This window comes from Neisseria sp. CCUG17229 (genome assembly GCF_047839235.1).
GTDB lineage: Bacteria > Pseudomonadota > Gammaproteobacteria > Burkholderiales > Neisseriaceae > Neisseria > Neisseria brasiliensis.
In genome coordinates, this window is the sequence record NZ_CP181247.1 from 562,333 (window position 1) to 587,694 (window position 25,362).

19 protein-coding genes and 1 pseudogene are annotated in these 25,362 nt (G+C 50.6%); 10 read left to right on the plus strand and 10 right to left on the minus strand.

Annotated features, from left to right (window positions below; translation table 11 throughout):
- Window positions 1-66: 66 nt before the first annotated feature.
- Together aspS and lpxH are read left to right on the plus strand one after the other, a co-directional pair.
- Window positions 67-1,875, plus strand: coding sequence for an aspartate--tRNA ligase (aspS, locus tag ACM67B_RS02665; RefSeq protein ID WP_095503348.1), 1,809 nt, complete (start codon window positions 67-69; stop codon window positions 1,873-1,875).
- A 110-nt stretch (window positions 1,876-1,985) separates the two neighbouring features.
- Window positions 1,986-2,693 (plus strand): UDP-2,3-diacylglucosamine diphosphatase, encoded by a 708-nt coding sequence (lpxH, locus tag ACM67B_RS02670; protein WP_416190043.1) that lies wholly within the window; start codon window positions 1,986-1,988, stop codon window positions 2,691-2,693.
- A gap of 293 nt (window positions 2,694-2,986) precedes the next feature.
- Here the strand turns inward: lpxH and ACM67B_RS02675 are convergent, their stop codons facing one another.
- The 3 genes from ACM67B_RS02675 to secA form a co-directional block, all read right to left on the minus strand.
- Complete coding sequence (locus ACM67B_RS02675) at window positions 2,987-3,448, minus strand: ProQ/FINO family protein (protein ID WP_416190044.1); 462 nt, start codon at window positions 3,446-3,448, stop codon at window positions 2,987-2,989.
- 155 nt (window positions 3,449-3,603) lie between these two features.
- Window positions 3,604-4,701, minus strand: coding sequence for a chorismate synthase (gene aroC / locus ACM67B_RS02680; RefSeq protein ID WP_416190045.1), 1,098 nt, complete (start codon window positions 4,699-4,701; stop codon window positions 3,604-3,606).
- A 234-nt stretch (window positions 4,702-4,935) separates the two neighbouring features.
- A complete protein-coding gene (secA, locus tag ACM67B_RS02685) occupies window positions 4,936-7,692 on the minus strand; it encodes a preprotein translocase subunit SecA (protein WP_416190046.1) in 2,757 nt (918 codons plus the stop codon).
- 152 nt (window positions 7,693-7,844) lie between these two features.
- Between secA and ACM67B_RS02690 the strand changes: the two genes are divergently transcribed.
- From ACM67B_RS02690 to argF, 7 genes and pseudogenes are all read left to right on the plus strand, one after another.
- A complete protein-coding gene (locus tag ACM67B_RS02690; protein ID WP_416190047.1) occupies window positions 7,845-8,273 on the plus strand; it encodes a DciA family protein in 429 nt (142 codons plus the stop codon).
- Between the two features lie 219 nt (window positions 8,274-8,492).
- The gene (gene azu / locus ACM67B_RS02695; protein ID WP_095503353.1) at window positions 8,493-9,074 is read left to right on the plus strand and encodes an azurin; all 582 of its coding nucleotides are present in this window, start codon (window positions 8,493-8,495) and stop codon (window positions 9,072-9,074) included.
- 118 nt (window positions 9,075-9,192) lie between these two features.
- Complete coding sequence (locus tag ACM67B_RS02700; RefSeq protein WP_416190048.1) at window positions 9,193-9,702, plus strand: hemerythrin domain-containing protein; 510 nt, start codon at window positions 9,193-9,195, stop codon at window positions 9,700-9,702.
- A 98-nt stretch (window positions 9,703-9,800) separates the two neighbouring features.
- Window positions 9,801-10,418: an HI_0552 family protein gene (locus ACM67B_RS02705; protein ID WP_416190049.1), complete on the plus strand. Its 618-nt coding sequence runs from the start codon at window positions 9,801-9,803 to the stop codon at window positions 10,416-10,418.
- 148 nt (window positions 10,419-10,566) lie between these two features.
- On the plus strand, window positions 10,567-11,700 hold the full coding sequence (gene dapE / locus ACM67B_RS02710) for a succinyl-diaminopimelate desuccinylase (protein WP_416190050.1): 1,134 nt from the start codon (window positions 10,567-10,569) through the stop codon (window positions 11,698-11,700).
- Between the two features lie 79 nt (window positions 11,701-11,779).
- Window positions 11,780-12,286, plus strand: a pseudogene (locus ACM67B_RS02715) (methylated-DNA--[protein]-cysteine S-methyltransferase); the annotation flags it as partial.
- Between the two features lie 82 nt (window positions 12,287-12,368).
- Window positions 12,369-13,364: an ornithine carbamoyltransferase gene (gene argF, locus ACM67B_RS02720; RefSeq protein WP_416190051.1), complete on the plus strand. Its 996-nt coding sequence runs from the start codon at window positions 12,369-12,371 to the stop codon at window positions 13,362-13,364.
- Between the two features lie 79 nt (window positions 13,365-13,443).
- Here argF and ACM67B_RS02725 read toward each other — a convergent pair whose 3' ends face one another.
- The 5 genes from ACM67B_RS02725 to ACM67B_RS02745 all read right to left on the minus strand — a co-directional run bounded on the left by ACM67B_RS02725 (window position 13,444) and on the right by ACM67B_RS02745 (window position 20,432).
- The gene (locus ACM67B_RS02725) at window positions 13,444-15,099 is read right to left on the minus strand and encodes a multidrug ABC transporter permease/ATP-binding protein (RefSeq protein ID WP_416190052.1); all 1,656 of its coding nucleotides are present in this window, start codon (window positions 15,097-15,099) and stop codon (window positions 13,444-13,446) included.
- A 56-nt stretch (window positions 15,100-15,155) separates the two neighbouring features.
- Entirely contained in the window at window positions 15,156-16,409 is a 1,254-nt protein-coding gene (gene hemA / locus ACM67B_RS02730) for a glutamyl-tRNA reductase (RefSeq protein WP_416190053.1), read from the minus strand.
- A 187-nt stretch (window positions 16,410-16,596) separates the two neighbouring features.
- Window positions 16,597-17,460, minus strand: coding sequence for an RNA polymerase sigma factor RpoH (rpoH, locus tag ACM67B_RS02735; RefSeq protein WP_095503369.1), 864 nt, complete (start codon window positions 17,458-17,460; stop codon window positions 16,597-16,599).
- Between the two features lie 443 nt (window positions 17,461-17,903).
- Window positions 17,904-19,448: an apolipoprotein N-acyltransferase gene (lnt, locus tag ACM67B_RS02740; protein ID WP_416190054.1), complete on the minus strand. Its 1,545-nt coding sequence runs from the start codon at window positions 19,446-19,448 to the stop codon at window positions 17,904-17,906.
- Between the two features lie 111 nt (window positions 19,449-19,559).
- Window positions 19,560-20,432: a DUF808 domain-containing protein gene (locus ACM67B_RS02745; protein ID WP_416190055.1), complete on the minus strand. Its 873-nt coding sequence runs from the start codon at window positions 20,430-20,432 to the stop codon at window positions 19,560-19,562.
- A gap of 288 nt (window positions 20,433-20,720) precedes the next feature.
- Here ACM67B_RS02745 and ACM67B_RS02750 point away from each other — a divergent pair, with 288 nt between their 5' ends.
- Window positions 20,721-22,451 (plus strand): potassium/proton antiporter, encoded by a 1,731-nt coding sequence (locus tag ACM67B_RS02750; RefSeq protein ID WP_416190056.1) that lies wholly within the window; start codon window positions 20,721-20,723, stop codon window positions 22,449-22,451.
- A gap of 218 nt (window positions 22,452-22,669) precedes the next feature.
- On the opposite strand, the gene nagZ is transcribed toward ACM67B_RS02750, so the two are convergent.
- Both nagZ and ACM67B_RS02760 read right to left on the minus strand, forming a co-directional pair.
- Complete coding sequence (gene nagZ, locus ACM67B_RS02755) at window positions 22,670-23,722, minus strand: beta-N-acetylhexosaminidase (protein ID WP_416190501.1); 1,053 nt, start codon at window positions 23,720-23,722, stop codon at window positions 22,670-22,672.
- An 86-nt stretch (window positions 23,723-23,808) separates the two neighbouring features.
- Window positions 23,809-25,332, minus strand: coding sequence for a Na+/H+ antiporter NhaC family protein (locus ACM67B_RS02760; RefSeq protein ID WP_416190057.1), 1,524 nt, complete (start codon window positions 25,330-25,332; stop codon window positions 23,809-23,811).
- Between the last annotated feature and the right edge of the window lie 30 nt (window positions 25,333-25,362).

The window sequence follows — 25,362 nt, forward strand, 5'->3', positions numbered from 1 at the left end:
GTCTGAATCTTTCAGACGGCATAACCATTTCAAACCAAATTAAATCAAACACAAAAAGGTGATTTTATGCGTACCAACTATTGCGGCTTAATCAGCGAGCAATATTTAGACCAAACCGTAACCGTCAAAGGTTGGGTGCATCGTCGTCGCGACCACGGCGGCGTGATTTTTATCGACTTGCGCGACCGTGAAGGCATTGTTCAGGTTGTGATTGATCCGGATACCAAAGAAGCATTTGAAACCGCCGATTCCGCGCGTAACGAATACGTTTTGAGCATTACCGGCCGTGTGCGCAACCGTCCGGAAGGCACGACCAACGACAAAATGGTATCAGGCAAAATCGAAATCTTGGCCAAAGAAATCGAAGTATTGAATGCTGCTGCCACGCCACCGTTCCAAATCGACGATGAAAACATCAGCGAAAACGTACGCCTGACCAACCGTGTGATTGATTTGCGCCGTCCGGTGATGCAAAACAACCTGAAACTGCGCTACAAAGTCGCTATGGGCGTGCGCCGTTTCTTGGACGACCAAGGCTTTATCGACATCGAAACACCAATGTTGACCCGTTCGACCCCTGAAGGCGCGCGCGACTATCTGGTGCCAAGCCGTGTGCATCCGGGTGAGTTTTTCGCCTTGCCGCAATCACCGCAATTGTTCAAACAATTGTTGATGGTGGCCGGTTTTGACCGCTATTACCAAATCACCAAGTGTTTCCGCGATGAAGACTTGCGTGCCGACCGTCAACCTGAATTTACCCAAATCGACTTGGAAACCTCGTTTTTGAACGAGGATGAAATCATGGACATCACCGAAGCGATGGCGAAAAAAGTATTCCAAGACGCCATCGGCGTTGAGTTGGGCGATTTCCCACGCATGCCGTTTAGCGAAGCCATGTTCTATTATGGCTCCGACAAACCGGATTTGCGCATCAGCCTGAAATTCACTGAATTGACCGATTTGATGAAAACGGAAGAATTCAAAGTGTTCCGTGGCGCAGCCGACATGAAAGGCGGTCGCGTGGTGGCCTTGCGCGTACCGGGCGGTGCCAAATTGAGCCGTAAAGAAATCGACGATTACACCAAATTTGTCGGCATTTACGGTGCCAAAGGCTTGGCCTACATCAAAGTAAACGATGTGACTAACCTGAGCAACGGCGAAGACAGCGGCTTGCAATCGCCGATTGTGAAATTCCTGTCTGAAAACGCGTTGAAAGAAATCATCGCCCAAACCGAAGCACAAAACGGCGACATCATTTTCTTCGGTGCCGACAAAGCCAAAATCGTGAACGAAGCCATCGGCGCATTGCGCATCAAAGTGGGTTTGGAACACGGTAAAGAAAACGGCTATTTCACCGATGAATGGAAACCTTTGTGGGTGGTTGACTTCCCGATGTTTGAATATGACGACGAAGCAGACCGCTACACCGCCGTACATCATCCGTTTACCGCACCGAAAGAAGGTCATGAAGACCTGATGGAAAGCCAACCGGAAAACTGTTTGGCACGCGCTTACGATATGGTGTTGAACGGCTGGGAAATCGGTGGCGGCTCAATCCGTATTCATCGCGCCGACGTTCAAGAAAAAGTGTTTGCCGCGCTGAAAATTACGCCGGAAGAGCAGCAAGAAAAATTTGGCTTCCTGCTGGATAACCTGAAATTCGGTGCGCCGCCACACGGTGGTTTGGCTTTCGGTCTTGATCGTTTAGTGACCTTGATGACCGGTGCCGAATCGATTCGCGACGTGATTGCCTTCCCGAAAACCCAACGTGCGCAATGTCTGCTGACTAACGCGCCAAACGTGGTGGACGACAAGCAATTGCGTGAATTGAGCTTGCGTTTGCGTCAAAAAGCGACCGAAAACAAAGAAGCTTAATATCCGCTTGATTACAGGCCGTCTGAAAGAGTGATTCTTTCAGACGGCCTTTATATACACAGGCCGTCTGAAAATTTATAATGGCTGAAATTGATTTAATGAACCATTCTATGCCGATTTATTTTATTGCTGACTTACATTTGAGCGAATCACGCCCCGAGCTGACGGCGCTGTTTCTGCGTTTTATGCAGAAAAAAGCACCGCAGGCGCAGGCGGTGTATATTTTGGGTGATTTGTTTGATTTTTGGGTCGGCGATGATGAAACGTCGCTCCTAATTGATTCGGTGCAGCAAGCCATTCGCAAGGTAAGCGATGGGGGTGTGGCCTGTTATTTTCAGCATGGCAACCGTGATTTTATGATTGGTGAACGTTTTGCGCGCGCATGCGGCATGAAGCTGCTGCCCGATTATCAGGTGGTGGATTTATTCGGCCAGCAAGCTTTGCTGTGTCATGGTGATACTTTGTGTATCGATGATGTGCGCTATCAGCAGTTTCGCAAAAAAGTGCATCAAAAATGGCGGCAGAAGCTGTTTTTAATGCTGCCGTTATCGGTACGCTTGAAAATCGCCCATAAAATCCGCCACGCCAGCAGGCAGGATAAACAGCAAAAATCGGCTGAAATCATGGACGTGAATCCTGAATTTACGGCGCAAATCGTCAAGCAATATGGTGTGCCGCTGTTGATTCATGGTCATACGCATCGGGAAAATATTCATGTAAATGAGGATTTTACTCGCATTGTGTTGGGCGATTGGAAAGCGGATTATGCTTCGGTATTAAGCGTGGATGAACAAGGGTTTCGGTTTGTCAGAGAGTAATAAAAAGAGTGGCACAATCTGAGACCTTTGCAAAACTCTTTCAAAAGCTAGCCCCAAAACCGACGTCATTCCCGCTCAGGCGGGAATCCATTTTTTAACGTAGCAAGCTTTTGAATAAAATAGGTTTCTTAGATATTGCGATGGATTCCCGCCTGCGCGAGAATGACGGCCTTTAGAGTTTTTATGGGTGGTTCTTGATGTTTTGCAAAGGTTTCAATCTGCGTAAACCATAAAAAGGCCGTCTGAAATCGAAAATTTTCAGACGGCCTTTTTGATATATCGAAAACACGTGATTATGCTTCAGTTTGCGTTTCAGTAGTGGGTGCAGTTTCGGCGGCAGCCACTTCAGCAGCAGGTGCTTCAGCCTGTTCAGCAGCTTTGGCTGCTTGGCGTTCTGCTTGCGTGGCCATGGCTTGTTGCACGGCAGGGTGTTGTTGCGCAATAGCTTGTTCTTCCCGGCTCACTTCGCCTTTAAAACGGTTGTTCAAATCAAAGCGTTTACCGCCGCGAGCCAATGCTTTCAGATAACGCGGGCGGCGGCAGTGGTTTGCCAATACGCGGGCAATCAGACTGGCGTCGTATTGCGGCAGGGCGGCAACTAAGTCTTGGTCGATACCGACAGCCAGCGGTTTGAAGCGCTTGAATACGTCGTATTTGCTGTAAATATGATCGGCAATCATGTCGGTTTGTTTCTTTTTGCTCATGGTTTGGACGGCGGTTTTGAGTGCGGCGCCCAAAGCGGTTTCTTGTGTCATGTTGTCTGTATTCCTGTCAGTCTGAAGCCGTGCGCTCCCTAGTACACGGCGAATGCTTGCCATTGTAGTATAAAGCGGCTGATTTGGCGAAGTTTTTGTGTGTGAATTTGTTCAGACGGCCTGATTTATCTTAATAGGCCGTCTGAACATGTGGATTATTTGAAACGGGCGATGTCAGGCGTGTTGACGCGAACATCAGCATTTTGGGCACGGTGGCGCAAGGCATGGTCCATCAACACTAAGGCCAACATGGCTTCGGCAATTGGCGCAGCACGCAAGCCGACACAAGGATCGTGGCGGCCGTGGGTGGCGATTTCAACCGGATTGCCGTCGATATCAATACTGCGGCGTGGTGTAGCAATCGAGCTGGTTGGCTTGATGGCGATGTTGACGTGAATGTCTTGGCCGGTGGAAATGCCGCCAAGAATGCCGCCGGCGTGATTGCTCAAAAAGCCTTGTGGAGTGAGTTCGTCACCGTGTTCGCTGCCGTGTTGTGCCACGCAATCAAAACCGGCACCGATTTCAACGCCTTTGACGGCATTGATGTTCATCATGGCGTGGGCGATGTCGGCATCTAAGCGGTCGAACACCGGTTCGCCTAAGCCGACCGGAATGTTTTTCGCTTCAATGTGCAGCTTCGCGCCAACGGAATCCAGCGATTTGCGCACGCTGTCCATATAGTTTTCTAATTCTTCGATTTGGCTTTGATTGGCAGCGAAGAATGGATTTTGGCTGATGAATTCTAGGTTTTCGAAGTGGATGGCTTTTTCGCCGACTTGAGTCACATAGCCAATGATTTCGGTGCCGAATTGTTCTTTCAGCCATTTTTTCGCCACGGCACCAGCGGCCACGCGGGCGGCGGTTTCGCGAGCAGAAGAGCGGCCGCCGCCACGGTAATCACGCGTGCCGTATTTGTGCCAATAGGTATAATCGGCGTGGCCGGGGCGGAATTGCTGTGCGATGTTGCCATAGTCTTTGCTGCGCTGGTCGGTGTTGCGAATCAACAGGGCAATCGGTGTGCCGGTGGTTTTGCCTTCGAATACGCCGGATAAGATTTCCACTTGGTCGGCTTCGCGGCGTTGGGTAACGTGGCGGCTGGTGCCGGGTTTGCGGCGATCAAGGTCGGCTTGTATGTCGGCTTCGGTCAGCGACAATCCGGGCGGGCAGCCGTCGATAATGCAGCCCAAAGCGGGGCCGTGGCTTTCGCCGAAGGTGGTGACGGTGAAGAGTTGTCCGAAAGTGTTGCCTGCCATAATTCTGCTCTAAAAATGTTGTTAAACGAATGGGCTGAATTTTAACATAAAGGCCGTCTGAAACGGATTTTGTTTTCAGACGGCCTTGATTGATGAGTTGATATGATGCATTAAAAAAGATTGATTTTTGAGCATAATAATTCTTTAAAACGCAACAAAATAGATTTTCCGAGATAAAAAGGCCGTCTGAAAACGCAAAATATTTTCAGACGGCCTTGATTCATTTTTAATCAATCAGCTCAATTTACCGTGGCATTGCTTGTATTTTAAGCCGCTGCCGCATGGGCATGGGTCGTTGCGGTGAATGATTTGACCTTTGGCAGCAAGGGCTTCGGGGCTGAAGTCGTTACCGGCCGGATTGAAGGCGCCAGCAGCCAAGTCGCTCTTCGATTCGCCGAGCAATTCTTCGATATCAGGCGCATCGGAATGCATTTCCTGCATATCGGTGATTTGTTGGGCAGAAAAGTCTTCGGCAGGGGTGTCGTTGCGCTCGATTTGTACCGAAGTCAGCAGCGACGCAATGTTGTGCTTGATGCCGCTCCACAGGTTTTCAAACATAGCAAAAGCTTCGCGTTTGTATTCTTGCTTCGGATTTTTTTGCGCGTAGCTGCGCAAGTGAATGCCTTGGCGCAGGTAATCCATCGCCGCCAAGTGTTCGCGCCATTGATTGTCAATGACTTGCAGCATAACATTGCGCTCGAAATCAGCCATTTGCTGTTTGCCGACCAATTCAACTTTTTCCGCGTATTCGGTTTCGATGTGGTCAATCAGACGCTCTTTCACATCTTGGCCGTCTAAGGTGTTGTCGGCTTGCAGCCAGCCCGCAATATCGGCATTCAGGCGGAAATCGGCCAGCAATTTGCTTTGCAGCGTTGGCAAATCCCATTGCTCTTCCATGGTATCCGGCGGCATGTGGGCATCGACCAAATCGCTGATGACTTCGGCGCGGATGTCTTTGGTTAAGTCGGTAACGTCTTTGTTGGTCAGGATGTCGTTGCGTTGGTGGTAAATCACTTTACGCTGGTCGTTGGCCACGTCATCATATTCCAAAACTTGTTTACGCATATCGAAGTTGCGGCCTTCGACTTTGCGTTGTGCGCCTTCGATTTGGCGGGTCAACATGCCGTGTTCGATGGCAACGCCGCGTTCCGGTGCCAAGCGGTTGAGAATGGCGGCGGCGCGGTCAAGCGCGAACAGACGCAACAATGGGTCTTCAAACGACAAGTAGAAACGGCTCGAACCCGGATCGCCTTGACGGCCGGCACGACCACGCAACTGGTTGTCGATACGGCGGCTTTCGTGGCGCTCGGTACCGATGATGTGCAAACCGCCCGCCGCAACCACTTGGTCATGCTCGGCCTGCCAGCCGTTTTCCAACGCGGCGATTTGTGCGGCTTTGTCTTCATCGCTCAAGCTTTCGTCGGCTTGGATGGCATCGGTTTGGTGTTTCAGGTTGCCGCCCAATACGATGTCGGTACCGCGGCCGGCCATGTTGGTGGCTACAGTAATCGCGCCCACTTTACCGGCTTGCGCCACGATTAAGGCTTCGCGTTCGTGTTCTTTGGCGTTCAATACATTGTGCGGCAGGCCGGCTTCGGTAAGCATGCGCGACACCAATTCGGAGTTTTCAATGCTGGTGGTACCGACCAAGACCGGTTGGCCTTTGTTGTAGCATTCTTGGATGTCTTTGACCACGGCTTCAAATTTTTCGTCGGTCGAACGGAAAATCTGGTCGTTGAAGTCTTTACGCTGAATCGGGCGGTTGGTCGGAATAATCACCGTTTCCAAGCCGTAAATGCTTTGGAATTCAAATGCTTCGGTATCGGCCGTACCGGTCATGCCCGATAATTTGGTGTACAGACGGAAATAGTTTTGGAAGGTGATGGATGCCAGCGTTTGGTTTTCGCGCTTGATTTCCACGCCTTCTTTGGCTTCAACGGCTTGGTGCAAACCTTCCGACCAGCGGCGGCCGGCCATCAGACGGCCTGTGAATTCATCGACAATCACGATTTCGCCGTCTTGAATCACATAATGCTGATCCAAGTGGAACAAAGTATGCGCGCGCAAAGCGGCCATCAGATGGTGCATCAGCGCGATGTTGCTGGCAGAGTAGAGCGAGTCGTTTTCGGCCAGTAAGCCCATTTGGGTGAGGATCTGCTCGGCGTGTTCGTGACCTGCTTCGCTCAAAATTACTTGGTGCGCTTTTTCATCGACCCAGTAATCGCCTTCGCCGTCTTCGGTTTCTTGGCGGATTAAGTGCGATGGAACGCTGTCCATCACTTGATAAAGCTGCACGTTGTCGTCGGCTTGGCCGGAAATAATCAGCGGGGTACGCGCTTCGTCAATCAAAATGGAATCGACTTCATCGACCACGGCAAAATTCAAATCGCGCTGAACTTTGTCGTATTGGTCGGTAACCATATTGTCGCGCAGGTAGTCGAAACCGAATTCATTGTTGGTGCCGTAGGTGATGTCGGCGCCGTAAGCGGTTTGCCGGTAGAAAGGTTCCATGTCGGACACAATCACGCCCACGCTTAAGCCTAAGAAGTTATACAAAGGCTCCATAATGCCCGCGTCGCGTGCGGCCAAGTAATCGTTGACAGTCACGACGTGAACGCCTTTGCCGGACAGAGCATTGAGGTAAACGGCCAGCGTGGCGACCAAGGTTTTACCCTCGCCGGTACGCATTTCGGCGATTTTGCCGTTGTGCAACACCATACCGCCGATGAGCTGCACGTCAAAGTGACGCATGCCCAAAACGCGGCGGCTGGCTTCGCGGCAGACGGCAAACGCTTCGACCAAAATGTCGTCTAAAGTTGCGCCATCGGCCAAGCGTTGTTTGAATTCTGCGGTTTTCCCTTGTAATGCCTCATCGCTCAAAGCCTGCATGTCGGCTTCAAGGGCATTGATTTTCGCAACGGATTTACGGTATTGTTTCAGCAAGCGGTCGTTGCGGCTGCCGAAGATTTTCTTTGCAATGTTTGTCAGCATGAATGGTTCCTGCGCCTGATATAAAATAGTGGCGAAAGCTGGATTTTAACACAAGCGATAGTGTAAGGTAGTCATGCCGTCTGAAATAGAGACAGTTTTACCGTATTTCAATATTCGTTGACAAAATCACCGATAAAAAGGCCGTCTGAAACATGAATTTAGAACAATTGGGCAAACGCGACCGGCATTTGCAGGCATTGTTGCAACAAGCGCAACAGTGGCACAGGTTGGACAAGGAAGTGAAAAATATCCTGCCCGCCAACTTGCGTGCGCATTTTCAGACGGCCTGTGTTGAAAATGGCAAACTGGTTTTGCTGGCGGCCAATAATATGGCTTCTTCGCGCCTGAAAATGATTTTGCCCTCGCTGCTGCCGCAATTGAAGCTGTTGCGCGCAGATATTGCCGATGTGCAGGTGCGGGTGTTGCCCAAACCGCCCAAGCCCGAGCGCAAAAATACCTTGCAATTAAGCGATGCGGCGTTGCAGAGTTTTGAAGACACCGCTGCTAAACTGCAGGAACAGCATCCAAAATTGGCCGAACGCTTAGAACAGTTGGCTAAAAAGCATTATCGACAAAGATAATTTGTTAAATAATGTTAGTGTGACAATGAAAAAATAGCCTAATTAAATAGAATGAATTCTCATTTTGTAAGCAGGTGTAAATCTTCATTTAAACTTTGATTTAAATCAAAGTTTATAGCAGAATAAAGTCGCATACTTCTCTTTTGTCACAGAAGGCATGGCGCCTTTTGGCACAAATATTTTGGATAACTGAAACATTCTCATCATTAGGAGATATACATGAAAGCTTATTTGGCTCTGATTTCTGCCGCTGTTATCGGTTTGGCGGCCTGCTCACAAGAACCTGCTGCTCCGGCTGCCCCTGCTAGCGAGCCTGCGCCTGCTGCTGAAGCATCTGCTCCTGCAGAAGCCGCGCCTGCTGAAGCTGCTCCAGCTTCTGAAGCGGCTGCCCCAGCTGCCGACGCTGCTGCTGCCGGTAACTGTGAAGTCGTGGTTGAATCAAACGACGCTATGCAGTTCAACACCAAAGATATCCAAGTTAGCAAAGCATGTTCTGAATTCACCATCACATTGAAACATGTTGGTACTCAGCCTAAAGCCAGCATGGGTCACAACTTGGTGATCACCAAAGCTGAAGACCAAGACGGCGTATTCAAAGACGGCGTGGCTGCAGGTCCTGATGCTGAATATGTAAAAGCTGGTGATGAGCGTATCGTAGCACACACCAAATTAATCGGTGGCGGTGAGGAAGACACCATCAAAATCGACCCTGCTAAATTGGCAGACGGCAACTACAAATTTGCTTGTACCTTCCCAGGCCACGGTGCTTTGATGAACGGTACCATCACTTTGGTTGACTAATATCTTTGCGCAACCGATATGAATCAAACAGCCTGCCTAGTTGCGGGCTGTTTTACTTTCCTAGGCCTTAAAAAACATAGCATAATCAACAGGCCGTCTGAACACAAGGAACCTCATCATGAATCTCTTCAACACCCAAAGCGTGACCTTTGCCGAACCCATCGATATGCTCTATGCCTGTCATGACAAAGTGCGCCGTTTTTGCAGTCAAGTAAAAATGCTGCCCGAATATATGGCTGAAAACGGCCGCAATGATGTGGTGCTGCAGGCGATGCGCCAAATCAGCCAATATTTCAACGTGGCCGCGCCGTTACACCATGAAGATGAAGAAGAAAATTTCTTTCCATTGCTGTTGCAATACGCCCCGCAAGCGCAGGAAAGCATTGACGAATTATTGCGCCAACACGAGAGCCTGCATGCCAACTGGTCGGCAGTGGCAGAAGAGTTTGCCCGCTTGGAAAAAGATGCGGATTATCAGCTAAACACCGAAGTATTGCAGCGCTTTACCGCCGGATACGATGTGCATTTGGGCATTGAAGAGCCCTTGTTTGAAATGGGCAAAACCTTTATCCCGAAAGAAAAGCTGACCGAAATCGGCGAGATTATGGCGGCGAGAAGACGCAAATAATGCTTAGAAATGATTGTTTGATGGTTTCAGATGGCCTTCACACACCATAGGCCGTCTGAAAGCGCAAACCGTTTATTTATCCCATAAAGAGAATCCCCATGCTCACTCCGCAAAGCAGCGAACTTTTCGACATTCCCTTTTATCAGTTTGCCCAAATGAAAAAACACGCGCCGGAAATGATTGAGCCGACCAAAGCCGCGTATAAACACCATTGGCAGATTTGGCGCGAACTCATTGGGCGCGTGGCCGATGATTTGGGCGAACCCTTCGCTCCGCCGCACATCGAGCGCTGGTGTAACGGCTGGCAGGTGCGCGCGCACTTTTTCGCCTATTTCAAATACGCGCAATACCAAGACTCTGCCGCGATTATTTCCGTGTTGCTTAACCGCCGTCGCCTCACCGTCAGCCTCGATTGGCATTGTTACAAAGCCGGCGTATCGCCCATTGCCTTGCCGCAATACAACCAATGGCTGGACGAATTAGACGCGCAAAAATACGCCGCTTTTGATATTTGGCACGGTGCAGAAGACGAATACGCCGATTACGCCACCGTGGTCGACACGCCGTCTGAAAACATCAGCCTGCAGCATTCAGACGATTTTTTCTGCATCGGCAAACACATTGAGCGCGTAGATTTGGGCAAGCAAGATGTGCAGCAATGGATTGTGGATGCGATAGAAGAGTTGATTCCGCTGTATGAAGCCTGTTTTAAATAAAAAAGCCATTTCAGACGGCCTGTTGCGAGTTGCCAGATAAAGCGCATCTCGTTATCATCACAAGCATTCTCAGGCCGTCTGAACAGCGGAATGCGTTTTCTTTCAGACGGCCTCAATCTAAAAAATACCATTGAAAATAAAGCATAAAATGACTGAAACCCAATCCCTAGACCTAGCCAAACAACTCATTGCCCGCCCGTCTGTCACCCCCGATGACCAAAATTGCCAGCAGCTTTTGGCCGAACGCCTGCGAAAAATCGGTTTTATCATCGAAGAAATGAATTTCGGCGACACCAAAAACATCTGGGCGCGCCGCGGTAACACCGCGCCGGTGTTGTGTTTTGCCGGACACTCCGACGTGGTGCCGACCGGCCCTTTGGAAAAATGGGATTCGCCGCCGTTTGAACCGACCGAGCGCGAAGGGCGTTTGTATGGGCGCGGTGCGGCTGATATGAAAACCAGCATTGCCTGTTTCGTTACCGCTTGCGAGCGATTTGTGGCCGAGCATCCCGACCATCAAGGCAGCATTGCGCTGCTGATTACTTCCGATGAAGAAGGCGACGCGCACGATGGTACCACCAAGGTTGTGGACGTATTGAAAGCGCGTGGCGAGTTGATTGATTACTGCATTGTCGGCGAACCGACCGCGACGAAAGTATTGGGCGATATGCTGAAAAATGGCCGCCGCGGCTCGCTTTCGGGCAATCTAACCGTCAAGGGCAAACAAGGTCATATTGCGTATCCGCATTTGGCGGTGAACCCCGTGCATACCTTTGCCCCAGCCTTGCTCGCGCTCACGCAAGAAGTATGGGACGAGGGCAACGATTATTTCCCACCGACCAGCTTCCAGATTTCCAACATCAACGGCGGTACCGGCGCTACTAATGTGATTCCGGGCGAGCTTAACGTCAAATTCAATTTCCGTTTTTCGACCGAATCCACCGAGGAGAGCCTGAAACAACGCGTGCACGATATTCTCGACCGTTGCGGCGTGCAGTACGATTTAGCATGGTCTTGTTCCGGCCAGCCTTTCCTGACCCAAGCCGGCCGCTTGACCGACGTGGCGCGTGCCACGATTCAGCAAATCTGCGGCGTGGAAGCGGAATTGTCCACCAGCGGCGGCACTTCAGACGGCCGTTTCATCAAAGCCATCGCCGCTGAATTGATTGAATTGGGCCCGAGCAACGCCACCATTCATCAGCTTAATGAAAACGTGTTACTAGACGATATTCCGAAATTATCCGCGATTTATGAAGGCATGATGGCGGAATTGTTGAAATAAGAAGTGAAGGCCGTCTGAAATGAATCCTGCCGATTTGCGTTTTGCCCATTGCGATGACTACACCGCCATCTTAAACGTGGCGCGGTTGGACACGCCCATCGGCAAAATCTTGGCCGTGTTCAGCAGCGAAGGTTTGTGTTTGCTCGAATTTACCGATCAAGACCAATTGCAACGCGAATTAAACCAGTTGCACCAAGCCTTGGCAGCCAATTTCAGTTGGCAAAAAAGCGTGTATCATGATGAATTTCAACATGAATTGGCCGAATATTTCGCAGGCTGTCTGAAAACATTCAACACGCCGTTGCACATGGTCGGCACCGATTTTCAAAAGCAGGTGTGGCAGGTGTTGCTGACCATTCCCTACGGCGCGACCTTAAGCTACAAAGAGCAGGCGCAGCAGTTGGGCAATGTAAAGGCCATCCGCGCGGTTGCCGCGGCCAACGGGCAAAACAAAGTGTCGATTCTGATTCCGTGTCATCGCGTGATTGGCAGCGACGGCAAGCTGGTCGGCTACGGCGGCGGCATGACGCGCAAACGTTTTTTGCTGGATTTGGAAAGCGGAATGGAGCAGGGAGAGCTGTTTTAAGGTTTCAGACGGCCTTGTTTACAATCAGGCCGTCTGAAAAAAGATTTGAATTATTTGAAAACATAACGATAGAGAGATTACCATGAACCTCAAAAACCGCCATTTTTTAAAGCTGCTTGATTTTAGCCAAGAAGAAATCCTGCATTATTTGAAGCTTGCCGCTGAACTCAAAGCCGCTAAAAAAGCAGGCAAAGAAGTGCAGCAGATGAAAGGCAAAAACATCGCGCTGATTTTTGAAAAAACATCTACCCGCACACGTTGCGCTTTTGAAGTGGCGGCACGCGATCAAGGCGCGGGCGTGACTTATCTCGAGCCGACCGGCAGCCAAATCGGTCACAAAGAAAGCATTAAAGACACCGCGCGCGTGTTGGGACGTATGTATGACGGCATCGAATACCGTGGTTTCGGTCAAGAAATTGTTGAAGAATTGGCCAAATACGCCGGCGTACCCGTGTTCAACGGCCTGACCAATGAATTTCACCCGACACAAATGCTGGCCGACGCGCTCACCATGCAGGAACACAGCGACAAACCGCTTCATCAAGTGGCTTACGCTTATGTCGGTGATGCGCGCTACAACATGGCCAATTCATTGTTGATTCTGGGCGCCAAACTTGGCATGGATGTGCGCATCGGCGCACCAAAAGCCTTGTGGCCGTCTGAAGAGATTGTGGCACAAGCCAAAGCCGTGGCGGCGGAAACCGGCGCCAAAATCCTGTTGACCGAAAACGCCAAAGAAGCCGTCAATGGCGTGGACTTTATCCACACCGACGTATGGGTGAGCATGGGTGAACCGAAAGAAGTGTGGCAGGAGCGCATCGATTTGCTCAAAGCCTACCGCGTCACGCCTGAACTGATGGCCGCTTCGGGTAACGCGCAAGTGAAATTCATGCACTGCCTGCCGGCTTTCCACAACCGTGAAACCACCGTCGGCGAATGGATTTACGAAACTTTCGGCCTCAACGGCGTGGAAGTGACCGAAGACGTTTTTGAAAGTGAAGCCAGCATCGTGTTCGACCAAGCGGAAAACCGTATGCACACGATTAAAGCAGTGATGGTGGCTGCACTGGGTGAGTAAGGTTTAAGAATAAAATCAAGGCCGTCTGAAACATGATTGTTCAGACGGTCTTTTGTTGTTGATTGGTTTTCAGAAGAAATCAACCTTCACGGCTGTGTTCATCAGCTACTTTCACCGCTTCTTCAGCATTAAATTCGCTCAACACGCCTTGTTTCATCGAGATAATCCGTTCGGCGTGATGGAAATATTTGTCATCGTGGCTGATGGCGAAGACAGTGTAGCCTTGTTGCTGCAAAAGCGGCAGCAGTTCTTCGTAAAACACGCGGCGGAAATGCGGGTCTTGGTCGGCTGCCCATTCGTCGAGAATCAGCATGCTGCGGTTTTTGAGTGCGGCTGCCAACAGGCCGAGACGTTTTTTCTGGCCTTGCGATAATTTGCTGTTGAGAATGCGGTTTTTTTGAAGTTTTACTTTGTCGCTCAATTGCAGGCGGTCGAGCCAGCGGGCAATCATGTCAGCCGAAGCATCTTCGCCCATGTTGTCGACCAGTTGGTCGAATAAATGAAAATCGGTGAATACGCTGGCAAAAAGTTGGCGGTAGGCATCGCGGTTGTGTTCGGTGATTTCGATGTCGTCCACAAAGATTTTGCCCGAAGTCGGGATGTACAAACCGGCCAAAATCATCGACAGCGTGGATTTGCCTGATCCGTTGCCGCCGATGAGAAAAACGGTTTCATGGCGACGAAGTGTGAGATTCACCGGCTGCAATGCGAATGATTGCCCGCCTTGTTCGGGGTAGGTGTAGGTGATATTTTCCAAACGGATGGTCTGCCATTCAGATGGCATGTGATGATGGCTGTGAAACTTTGGGTGGTATGCCGTTAAACCGAGATTGTTCAGTGCTTCGAGTGCCACTTTGCTGTTCATCAGCATGGGAAACGCGCCGATGGCTTGCGACAGCGGCGAGCGCATAAATAAAACGGTCATGGTGACGGTCGCCGCATCGGTCAGGCTCGCCCATTGATGATACACCGACAGATAAAAAATAATGCCGACTGCCGCCAGCATGGCGGTGTTGCCCCAGTTAATCGCCAAGGCATGTAGGCTGTCGGCACGCACCGCCCAACTGCGGTTATTTTGTGCGGCGGTGGTGAAGTCTTCGCGATAGAAGCGCTCGGCGCGGTAGCGGTTGAGCGTTAGCTCTTTATGACCGTCGAGGCTGGTTTCATAATGGGTGTAAAGCTCGTCTTCAAAACCACGCATTTTACGGAAGCTTTGGAACACGTGTTTGACAATCAGATTGGTGCCGACAATCATCAGCAGCAACACGACAGCGGTAACCAGAAAAAGCTTGGGCGACAGCCACATCAAATACAGGCTGCAACCGACGGTAAACAATACGCCTTGTGTAAACTCGGGCAAGCGGGTAAATGCCATGCTCAACGAGCGGATGTCGTTCGACAAGCTGGCCAGCAGTTTTGGTTTGCCCGTCAGCTGGATTTGCGCTTCTTGCGAATCCATAATCCGCTTCAAAAGCTGTGTGCGCATTTCAAACACAAACTGATGACCAATACGCGATAGGCGGATTTGCGACCAAGTGGCCACTACCAAATAAGCCAGTAACAGTAAGCCGAACGGCCACATCAAGCCACTGATCGCGCCGGCTTCACTTTGCAGCAGATAAGTGTTGATAAACATTAATACGCCGATGCCGAACAGGCCGGACAGCAAAGTCAGGCCGAACATAATTAGAAAAGGCTTACGGTATTGGCGGTAGATAAGGGAAATGATGTTCATGTATAAAGCAATAGGAATGCCAAGGCCGTCTGAACGATTCAGACGGCCTTGATGATTTATTCATGATTGTCCAAATGGTAAATTTGGGCAACAGTGTCGATGATGTCGTTGTCGGAAGAGCCGGCTTTGTTGAGCGCACGGGTAGGCGAGTGAAGCAATTTATTGGTCAATTGAATGGATAAACGCTCCAATACTTCTTCGGCCGACGTGCCTTTGGCCAATTGTTTCATGGCGTTTTCCAATACTTGGCGGCGGGCGCGTTCGCCTTCGTCACGCAATGCGCGAATCAGCGGCACGCTTTGGCGGCTTTTCTGCCATTCGACAAATTCACCGACTTTTTCTTCTACCATGGCTTCGGCAGCGGAAGCGGCTTTTTGGCGTGCTTCTTTGCCGCTTTGCACGATGTCCTGCATATCGTCCACGGTGTAGAGATAGGCATCGTTTAATTCGCTGACTTCTTCTTCAATGTCGCGTGGCACGGCTAAATCGAGCATGAACACAGGCATGTGGTGACGTTTTTTTAATGCGCGTTCGACCATGCCTTTGCCGACAATCGGTAATTGGCTGGCGGTAGACGACACAATCACGTCGTACTCATGCATGATGTCGGGCAGTTGGCTTAACAAGCACGGCTCGGCGTTGACGCTGAGTTTGTCGCACAATTCTTGCGCGCGCGGCAGGGTGCGGTTGGCGACGGTAATCAGACGCGGATTTTTGGCGGCAAAATAAGTGGCCACTAATTCAATCATTTCGCCCGCGCCGATAAACAAGACATTTAAATCGGCAATGTCGGGGAAGATTTGTTCGGCCATTTTTACCGAAGCAGACGCCATCGATACCGAATTTTCGCCCACGGCGGTATCGGTACGCACTTCTTTGGCGACGGCAAATGTTTTTTGGAACAAGGCATTCAGGTTGCTGTTGATGCTTTCTTGTTCTTGCGCGATGCGCACGGCATCTTTGATTTGGCCGAGAATTTGTGGTTCGCCCAATACCATCGAATCTAAGCCACAGGCTACGCGGAAGGCATGGCGCACGGTTTCGTTGCTGTCGAAGGTGTAGAGATAAGGGCGGATTTCATCGGCGGGCAAGTCGTGGTATTGCGCCAGCCATTCGATGATTTCTTCGGTGTCGCCGACGCAATAAAGCTCGGTGCGGTTGCAGGTGGACAAAATTACCGCCTCTTTGGCCGCATCGCTGCTGGCCAAGCTTTGCACGGCATCAGGCAGGCTTGCCGCAGCAAAAGCCAGCTTTTCGCGTATGCTCAAAGGCGCAGTTTGATGGTTGAGTCCGACGGCGGTAAGTTGCATGGGAATGTTAAGATAGGGTAGTGTGCGTGAAGGCGTTATTATAGCGTAAGTTGGTTTTAAAAAGAATGTTTTGCGGCTTATGCAATCTGTTTGATTGCTAAATTTTAGCAGAAAATGGTTGAGTTAACTGGTTGAACAGATAGAAAAAGGCCGTCTGAAATGATTCAGACGGCCTTTGATTTTGGTTTTAAACTGCTTCGGCTTCTTCAGCCAAGAAGCCGCGCAATTTTTGCATGGCTTTGGCTTCGATTTGGCGGATGCGCTCGGCCGATACACCGTATTCGGCAGCCAATTCGTGCAGAGTCAAACCGCCATCGTCTTGCAACCAGCGGCTTTCAACGATGTGACGGCTGCGGTCGTCCAGTTGTGCCAAGGCATTTTGCAGGCCATCGGTTTGCAGCGCGTAATGGGCTTGCTTGGCGATTTGCTGGGTAGGCTCGGTTTCATTATCGGCCAGCCAGTCAATTGGGGCGAAGTTGTCTTCGTCATCGTTGCTGTCCGCCAAGATGCCAATATCGTGGCCGGTCATGCGTTGTTCCATTTCCAATACTTCGGAAAGTTTTACACCCAAATCATCGGCGATGTCTTGTGCTTCTTTTGGCGACAAGGCATTCAGGCTTTTACGCATGCTGCGCAGGTTGAAAAACAGTTTGCGTTGCGGCTTGGTGGTGGCAACGCGTACCAAGCGCCAGTTGCGCAGAATAAATTCGTGGATTTCGGCTTTAATCCAATGCACGGCAAATGAGAATAAGCGCGCGCCGCGGCTTGGTTCGTAGCGTTTCACTGCTTTCATCAGGCCGATGTTGCCTTCTTGAATCAAGTCGGCTTGGTTCAGGCCGTAACCGTCGTAACCGCGAGCGATGGACACCACCACGCGCAAGTGGGAAAGAATCAATTGTTTGGCGGCGTTTAAATCGCCTTTTTGTTGGCGTTCTGCCAGTTGGGTTTCTTCTTCGGCAGAAAGCATCGGAATGTTGTTCACGGTATGAATGTATTGCTCCAAGCTACCGTTACCGCTGTGGATTACTGGTAATGCAAAAGCGTTATTCATCATTAAGTGGCTTTCCTTGTTATCTGCGCCGGCCGATAATCGGTAAGCGCTTAAGAATGTGTGGCGAAGCAGTATAACACTACTGTTTTGATATGGCTATTAGACCGCTTTTTTGTGTTAATGTGGTATATCTGATAGGTTAAATTTTGTATTTTTAAAAATATGATTAATTTTTAATATTTGAGTATTTTACTCGGGAATAGTTCATTATAGAACAATTTATGGGTGATGTAAATTCAGACGGCTCCGAGACCTTTGCAAACTCCCCATCTTTGGCACATTTCTTCGTTATGCGCTGCTCGAAAGCTTGCCTATCTTCATGATATGTCTGTGCTTTTTGAGCTGCTATAACTTCGAACTGTACTCAAATCTGGGGTTTTACAAAGGTCTCGGCCTGATAAACAATCAGTCTATCAGGCCGTCTGAACAGGGCAGTGATGGGCTTATTCTTGCTTGTTGCGCAGGGCGAAAAGCAGTAAGGCTGCGGCGCTGAGTAGGCCGATTAGCCACCAAGAACTGCCCATTTTCATGTAAGGCGTTTCACCGATATAGCCTTTAATATGGCCTTCCAGTACGGTTTCGGTATTGGCTTCGGCTTCGCTGATGATGCTGCCTTTAGGCGAAATAATCGCGGTGGCGCCGGTGTTGGTGGCGCGCACCATATAGCGGCCTAATTCCATCGCGCGCGCTTGCGACTGCTGCAATTGCTGATACATGGCGTTGGAATCGCCATACCATGCCATATTGCTGACGTTGGCCAGCAGGGTGGATTGGCGGGCAGTGGCGATTAATTCGTCGCCAAAACCGTCTTCATAGCAGATGTTGAATGCCACACGCTGGTCTTTCATCACCAAAGGCGCTTGGCCTTCGCCGCCTTTGCGGAAGTCGGCCAGCGGCATGTTCATCATGCGGTAAAGCACGTTGGTGATGGCGGGTAAGGGTTTGTATTCGCCAAACGGCACCAAATGGTTTTTGGCGTAATACGGGATTTCTTCGGCGGTGGTGTTGTTGTAGTTGCTTAAGTTAATCACGGCATTTTCATAGCCGTTGCCATCACGTGTGTATTGGCTGATGCCCAAAGCCAGCGCGCTGCCGTTGCTTTGTGCTTGGGCGGCAAAGGTGCTCAACACTTCTTCGGGCAGGGTTTGGCGCATTTCCGGAATGGCGGTTTCCGGCAAAATTACGATGTCGGCACGGGTTTTGCTCAGCTGCTCGTAATACTTTTGAATGGTCGGAACGATTTGGTCTTCCTGCCATTTGATGTGTTGTTCGATATTGCCTTGCAGCAGGGCGACGGTGTTGGTGCTGCCGTCCGGTTCGGTAAATTCGGCTTCTTGGGCGATGTAGCCGACGGTGCACAAAGCCACGCCGCAACATAAAGGCATGAGCCGGTTTTTCAGACGGCCTGCGTTATCGACCAACAATACCAACCATGCGCCAATGCAGGCGGTGGCAAAGGTCACCAAATGAATGCCGCCGATGGGTGCGAAGCCGGCCAGCGGGCTGGTTTTGGTGATTTGCGAATAGCCTAATGCGCCCCAGCCGAAACCGGTCAAGAAACGTTCGCGGGCAAACTCGGTCAGCGTCCATAAAATCGGCAGCACAATACCGATTTTAATCCAGCGCGGAAAGTGGAATTTTTTCCATAACCAAAAACACAGGGCAGGGTAGAGTGCCAAAAATGCCGGTAATAAAACCGTCATTGGAATGGCATAAAGATTTGGCAGGCCGGAAACTTCGTGTAAGGCCGTATGAATCCAGTAAAACTGTGACACATAAGCAAAAAATCCAAACACATAAGCCGTTGAAGCAGCCACACGCGGGCGCAGCTCAATCAGGCGGATCAGCGCACCGAACAGCAGCGGCATTAGCCAAAAATGATAATATGGGGCAAAGGTGAGCGGCGTAGCGGCGCCAAGAATGATGACCAGTGGCCAGTAGAGCAGAGGTTTTTGCCAATATGCTTCGAGCTTACGGAGAATCTTCATGCGTTGTTAGAATAAAAAAGGATTTCAGGCCGTCTGAAAGTTTCAGGTTTCAGACGGCCTTGTTGTTTACAGCAAAATCACATGATTTCAGACGGCCTCACGGCACGCAAATCAATGTTTTTTACGGAATACTTTCATCAAAGGCAAGACCACGGCACACACCACTGCACCGGTGAGTACACCGACCACCAAGTTGGCCACTTGAGCCATCAGGCCGGTATCCCAATGATGGGCGTGCAGGAAATCGTGTACCGGACCGAAGTTGTGGGCGATGATGCCGCCGCCGACTAAGAACATCGCCAAAGTGCCGACCACGCTCAATGCGCGCATAAACCACGGCATAAAAGCGATGATGCCACGACCAAAAGCTTTGGCGGCGCTGCTGCCTTTTTCGATTAAACGCAAACCTAAATCATCGAGCTTAACAATGATGGCAACCAAGCCGTACACAATCACGGTCATGCCGATGCCGATGGCCGACATCACCAAAGATTTGGTCAGCACGCCGTAGGCGCTTACCACGCCCAAGGCGATGATGATGATTTCGGCCGACAAAATAAAGTCGGTGCGGATGGCGCCGGTGATTTTGGCTTTTTCATCAAAAATTTCATCGCTGGCATGTGAAGCGGCTTCAGTGTCGTCGTTTTTATGCAAAAATTTATGCAGCAGCTTTTCCACGCCTTCAAAACACAAATACGCGCCGCCAATCATCAATAAAGGCGTAATCGCAGCCGGTAGGAAAATAGATAACAATAAAGCCGCCGGTACCAAAATGACTTTATTAATCAGCGAGCCTTTGGCCACTGCCCATACAATCGGCAATTCGCGTTCGGCAGAAGCGCCGGTCACTTGGTTGGCATTCAAGGCCAAATCGTCGCCGACCACGCCGGCAGTTTTCTTGGCGGCCATTTTGGTCATTAAGGCCACGTCGTCCAATACGGCGGTAATGTCGTCAAGCAGGGTAAACAGGGAAGCAAAAGCCATTTTGGATGGTTCCTAATTAAAGAAAAAGGTCATGATTTTCTGCTAAGCTCGGCTTATCGGCAGAAGTGTGGCGCGCGAATATGCCTTTAGTGAAACCTAACATTATAACTGAAAATTATGCGGTTTTTATGATTCAGACGGCCTTTAATTAAATTAAAGGAAAGAAAAGATTCTTGAGTGGTTGCCAATTGCATGGCATGCATGTGTTAAAATTCTTCGCGACCGGCTGATGATGCAATAAATCGCCGGTTCCCCATCAACCTTCAGTAGATCAGGAGAAATAAAAACGTGGATTGGATGAATATCTTATTCCTGCTCGGCGGCGCGCTGCTGTTTTTGAGTGTGGTTTCCACCACACTGTCGGCGCGTTTGGGTATGCCCTTGCTGTTGGTGTTTTTGGGGGTTGGCATTTTGGCCGGTGAAGAGGGGATAGGCGGCATTGAGTTTGACAATTTTGTCTCGGCCAACTTCATTTGCCAGCTTGCTTTGGCGGTGATTTTGCTGGATGGTGGATTGCGCACGCGTTTTCAGAGCTTCCGTATCGGTTTGAAACCGGCGGCGGTGTTGGCAACATGGGGTGTGTTTGCCAGCGTAGCTTTGTTGGGTATTTTCACCACGCTTTATTTGGATGTGGATTGGCGCTTTGGTTTACTGATGGCGGCGATTGTCGGCTCGACCGACGCCGGTGCGGTATTCAGTCTGTTGCGTAACAGCGGCGTGCGCTTGAATCAGCGTGTGCAAGCGACGCTGGAAATTGAATCCGGTGCCAACGACCCAATGGCGATTTTCTTGGTGACTGCGGTCATTGCCATGATGGTTAAGCCGGATGAGGGCGGCGTGATGTCGTTTGTGTGGATGTTGCTGCTGCAAATTGGCTTTGGTTTGCTGATGGGCTTTATCGGCGGTAAATTGCTGGCCAAGTTGGTACGCCGTCTGAATCTGCCGGAAGGTTTGTATGCCTTGATGATTGTATCGGGCGGTTTGCTGGTGTTTTCGTTTACCAACTTGATTGGCGGCAGCGGCTTTTTGGCGGTGTATTTGGCCGGCGTATTGGTGGGCAATCAGCATAATCACGCGACGGAGCATGTGTTGCGCGTCATGGACGGCTTGGCATGGCTGGCGCAGGCAACTATGTTTGTGGTGTTGGGTTTGCTGGTAACACCGTCGAGTGTGTTGGAGCGTGGTTCCGATGCGATGGTATTGGCGGCATTTTTGATGTTGGTGGCGCGACCGATTGCAGTGTTTACCGGCTTGTGGCCGTTTAATTACAGCGTGCGTGAAAAGGCATACATCAGTTGGCTGGGTTTGCGCGGTGCAGTGCCGATTACGCTGGCGATGATGCCATTGGTGATGGGCGTGCCCAATTCGCGGGCATTGTTTGATGTGGCGTTTGCGGTGGTGGTGTTGTCGCTGCTGATTCAGGGTACAACCATTCCGGTAATGGCGCGCTTGCTGAAAGTGGCCATGCCGCCGAAGCCGGAGCCGACCGACAGCCGCGATATTTGGTTGGCGGAAAAAGAAGCGGTGCGCATGACATCGTTTAAAGTGGTGAAACAATCCGAAGCAGAAGGCGTGCATCCCGATGATGTGGCGCCAATTTCTGCCAGCTTCGACCGCCGCTGTTTTGCCTTAATTCGAGAAGGACACCGAATCGAGTTGCAAAGCGATACCAAGCTGAAAAAAGACGACATTGCTTGGTATATCCTGCCTGATGATCAGGTTGAAAATATGGCCTATTACTTTACTGAAACCGATAAGAGCGTGTTGCTGAATTTCGATTATTTTGGCGAATTTTCATTTGATCCGGTCAGCCGTGCCGGTGATTTGGCGAAGGCTTATGGTTTAAAATTGCAGCCGAACGAAGAGAGCTTGAGCTTGAGCGAATTATTTGAGCTGCGTTCGGAAAGCACCAAATGGGTGGAGGGCGACCGCGTGAGCATTGGTGAATTTGAGCTGACGATTAAAGAATTGAATAAAGACGGCAGCATTAAATTGATGGGTATGAAGTTCCCTGATTAAACAATGAGCTGTTTATATGAATCGAGGCCGTCTGAAATGTTTCAGACGGCCTCGATTTATTTTTCAGGCTGAGACCTTTGCAAAACCCCAGATTTGAGTGCAGTTCGAAGTTAAAGCAGCACAGAAAGCGCAGACATATCACAAAGATAGGCAAGCTTTCGAGCAGCGCATAACGAAGAAATGTGCCAAAGATGGGGAATTTGCAAAGGTCTCAAGCTTTAAAACGCTTCACCAACTTTCACACCGTTGGCAACATCTTTCGGTGTCGCCAGTTGGGCGGTCAAGGCTTGCGCTGCTTTGAATTCATCACGCTGCATCATTACTTCGGCGGCTTCGGCGCTCAAGGTGTTGGCCATGTAAGCCCAACGCGCGGCCAAGTGCGGATTATGCGGCATATCGAAATCTTCGCGTAATTCATCGACCAAGTCAGGGCGGTTGCACACCAATGCAATATCGCAACCGGCGGCAAACGCGCTTTGAACGCGCGCTTTAATGCCGCCCGCGCTGCCAGCGCCTTCCATGGTGAGGTCGTCTGAAAAAATCACGCCGTCAAAACCAATATCTTGGCGCAAGATTTGTTTCAGCCATTTTTCTGAAAAACCGGCCGGATTCGGGTCGATTTGTGGATAAACCACATGCGCAGGCATCACCGCAGCCATGCCTGCATCGCTGAGTTTGCCGAACGGAATCATATCGGCGGCCTGCAAATCGGCCAAGCAGCGGTCGTCTTGCGGCTGGGTGAGGTGGCTGTCGCCTTTGACAAAGCCGTGGCCGGGGAAGTGTTTGCCGCAGGATTTCATGCCGCCTTTGTTTAAACCTTTTTGCAAGGCCAAGGCCAATTCGGTGACGATGTCGGCACTTTGGTGGAAGCTGCGGTTGCCGATAACGGCGCATTGCCCCCAGTCTAAATCCAGCACCGGAGTGAACGATAAATCCACACCGCATGCGCTCAATTCGGTGGCCAATACCCAGCCTACTTGCTCGGCTTGGGCTTTGGCGGCGACTTCGCCTTGGTTGTCCCAAATTTCGCCCAATACGCGCATGGCCGGCAGACGTGTGAAACCGTCAATAAAACGCTGCACGCGGCCGCCTTCGTGATCAACGGCGATAATCAGTTCAGGCGTGCGCAAGGCTTTGATGTCACGGATTAAGGCTTTGAGTTGCGGCACGTTGTCGAAATTGCGGCGAAACAGAATCACGCCGCCGATGGCAGGGTCGAGCAGGCGTTGTTTTTCTTCGTCGGTCAATGCAAACGCATTCACATCGGCCATCACCGGGCCGCGTTCCATCACGGTTTGGGTCATTTTATTTCCTTTATTCCAAAACGTTTCAGACGGCCTTGAGGCCGTCTGAACAATTAAGCGGCAAGCGCGGCTTTTTTGCTGCGCAACACCAAAATCAATACCGCCAACACCACGGCAGTCACGCCGAAGCCGAGCAGGGCGGAATGGGTGAAGCCCAGGACCAGATAGCCGCTGGTGGCTGCGGCGGCCACGGTCAGCGCGTAAGGCAGTTGCGAAGTGACGTGGTCGATGTGGTTACATTGTGCGCCGGTGGACGACAGAATAGTAGTGTCGGAAATCGGTGAGCAATGGTCACCACACACCGCGCCAGCCATCACTGCCGACAAGCAAGGGATAATCAGGCTCGGGTCGATTTTCACTGCCATGGCCGCAGCAATCGGCAACATAATGCCGAAAGTACCCCAGCTGGTGCCGGTGGCAAACGCCATTACGCTGCCCAAGGCAAACAGAATCACCGGTAAAAAGCCCGGGTGAATGTTGCCCGCGACTAAGGTGGATAAAAATTCGCCGGTGCGCATTTCGCTGACCACGGTACTGATCAGCCACGCCAAAATGAGAATGCTGATGGCGCCAAACATTGATTTCATGCCTTCCCAAATCGCTTTTGGGTAAACATGTGCTTCGATGGTGCCGACTGTGCAGAACAATACTGCCAACACGCCCAACACGCCGCCGAATACCAATGAAGTGTTCACATCGGTGTTTTCAAATGCGCCTAAAATGCTGAAGCTTTCCAAGGCTTGTGCGCCGGTGTAGAGCATGGCGGAAATGGTGGCGAAAATCAGCACCAATACCGGAATAATCAGTGCAAACACACGGCCTTTGGTGCCGTCTGAAACGGCTTGTTCTTCATGCGTTTCATTCAAGGCTTGTTGCTCGAAGCGGCTCATCGAACCGATGTCGAACGAAAAGTAAGCCACAAAAAACACCATCAACAGCGCAAATAAGGCGTAGTAGTTCATCGCGCTCATGGCGACAAACGTGCCCATCGGCGTGTATTCGGTGATGTTGTAGGTCACCAGCAAGCCTGCCAACGTGGCGATAATCGATGCGCCCCAGCTGGAAACCGGCATCAATACACACATAGGCGCAGCGGTGGAATCCAAAATATAAGCCAATTTGGCACGCGATACTTTGAAGCGGTCGGTCACCGGACGGGCGATTGCGCCCACGGCCAAGCTGTGGAAATAGTCATCAATAAAGGTGACGAATACCAAGCAGGCAGTCAACATTTTGGCGCCACGACGGCTTTGAATGTGTTTTTTCGCCCAGTCGGCAAACGCTTGATTGCTGCCGGAATAAGTCAGTAAAGAAGTAAAAATGCCCAATAACAACAAGAAAATCAGGATTTTGAGTTTGCCTAGCGACCATTCGCCATCAGCCCAAACCAACGATACGGCAATGTCTTTAAAGTGGGTTAGGGCATTGAGCGGGTTGCCGCCGGTGAGCATCAAGACGCCAACGATGATGCCGATGGCCAGAGAGAGTAAAACGCGGCGGGTAATCACGGCCAGCGCCAGCGCCAAAAATGCCGGAATCACCGACATAAAAGAGCTTGAGTAATCGATTAATTGCATAAAATAAATAATAAAATGTAAATGAAATCA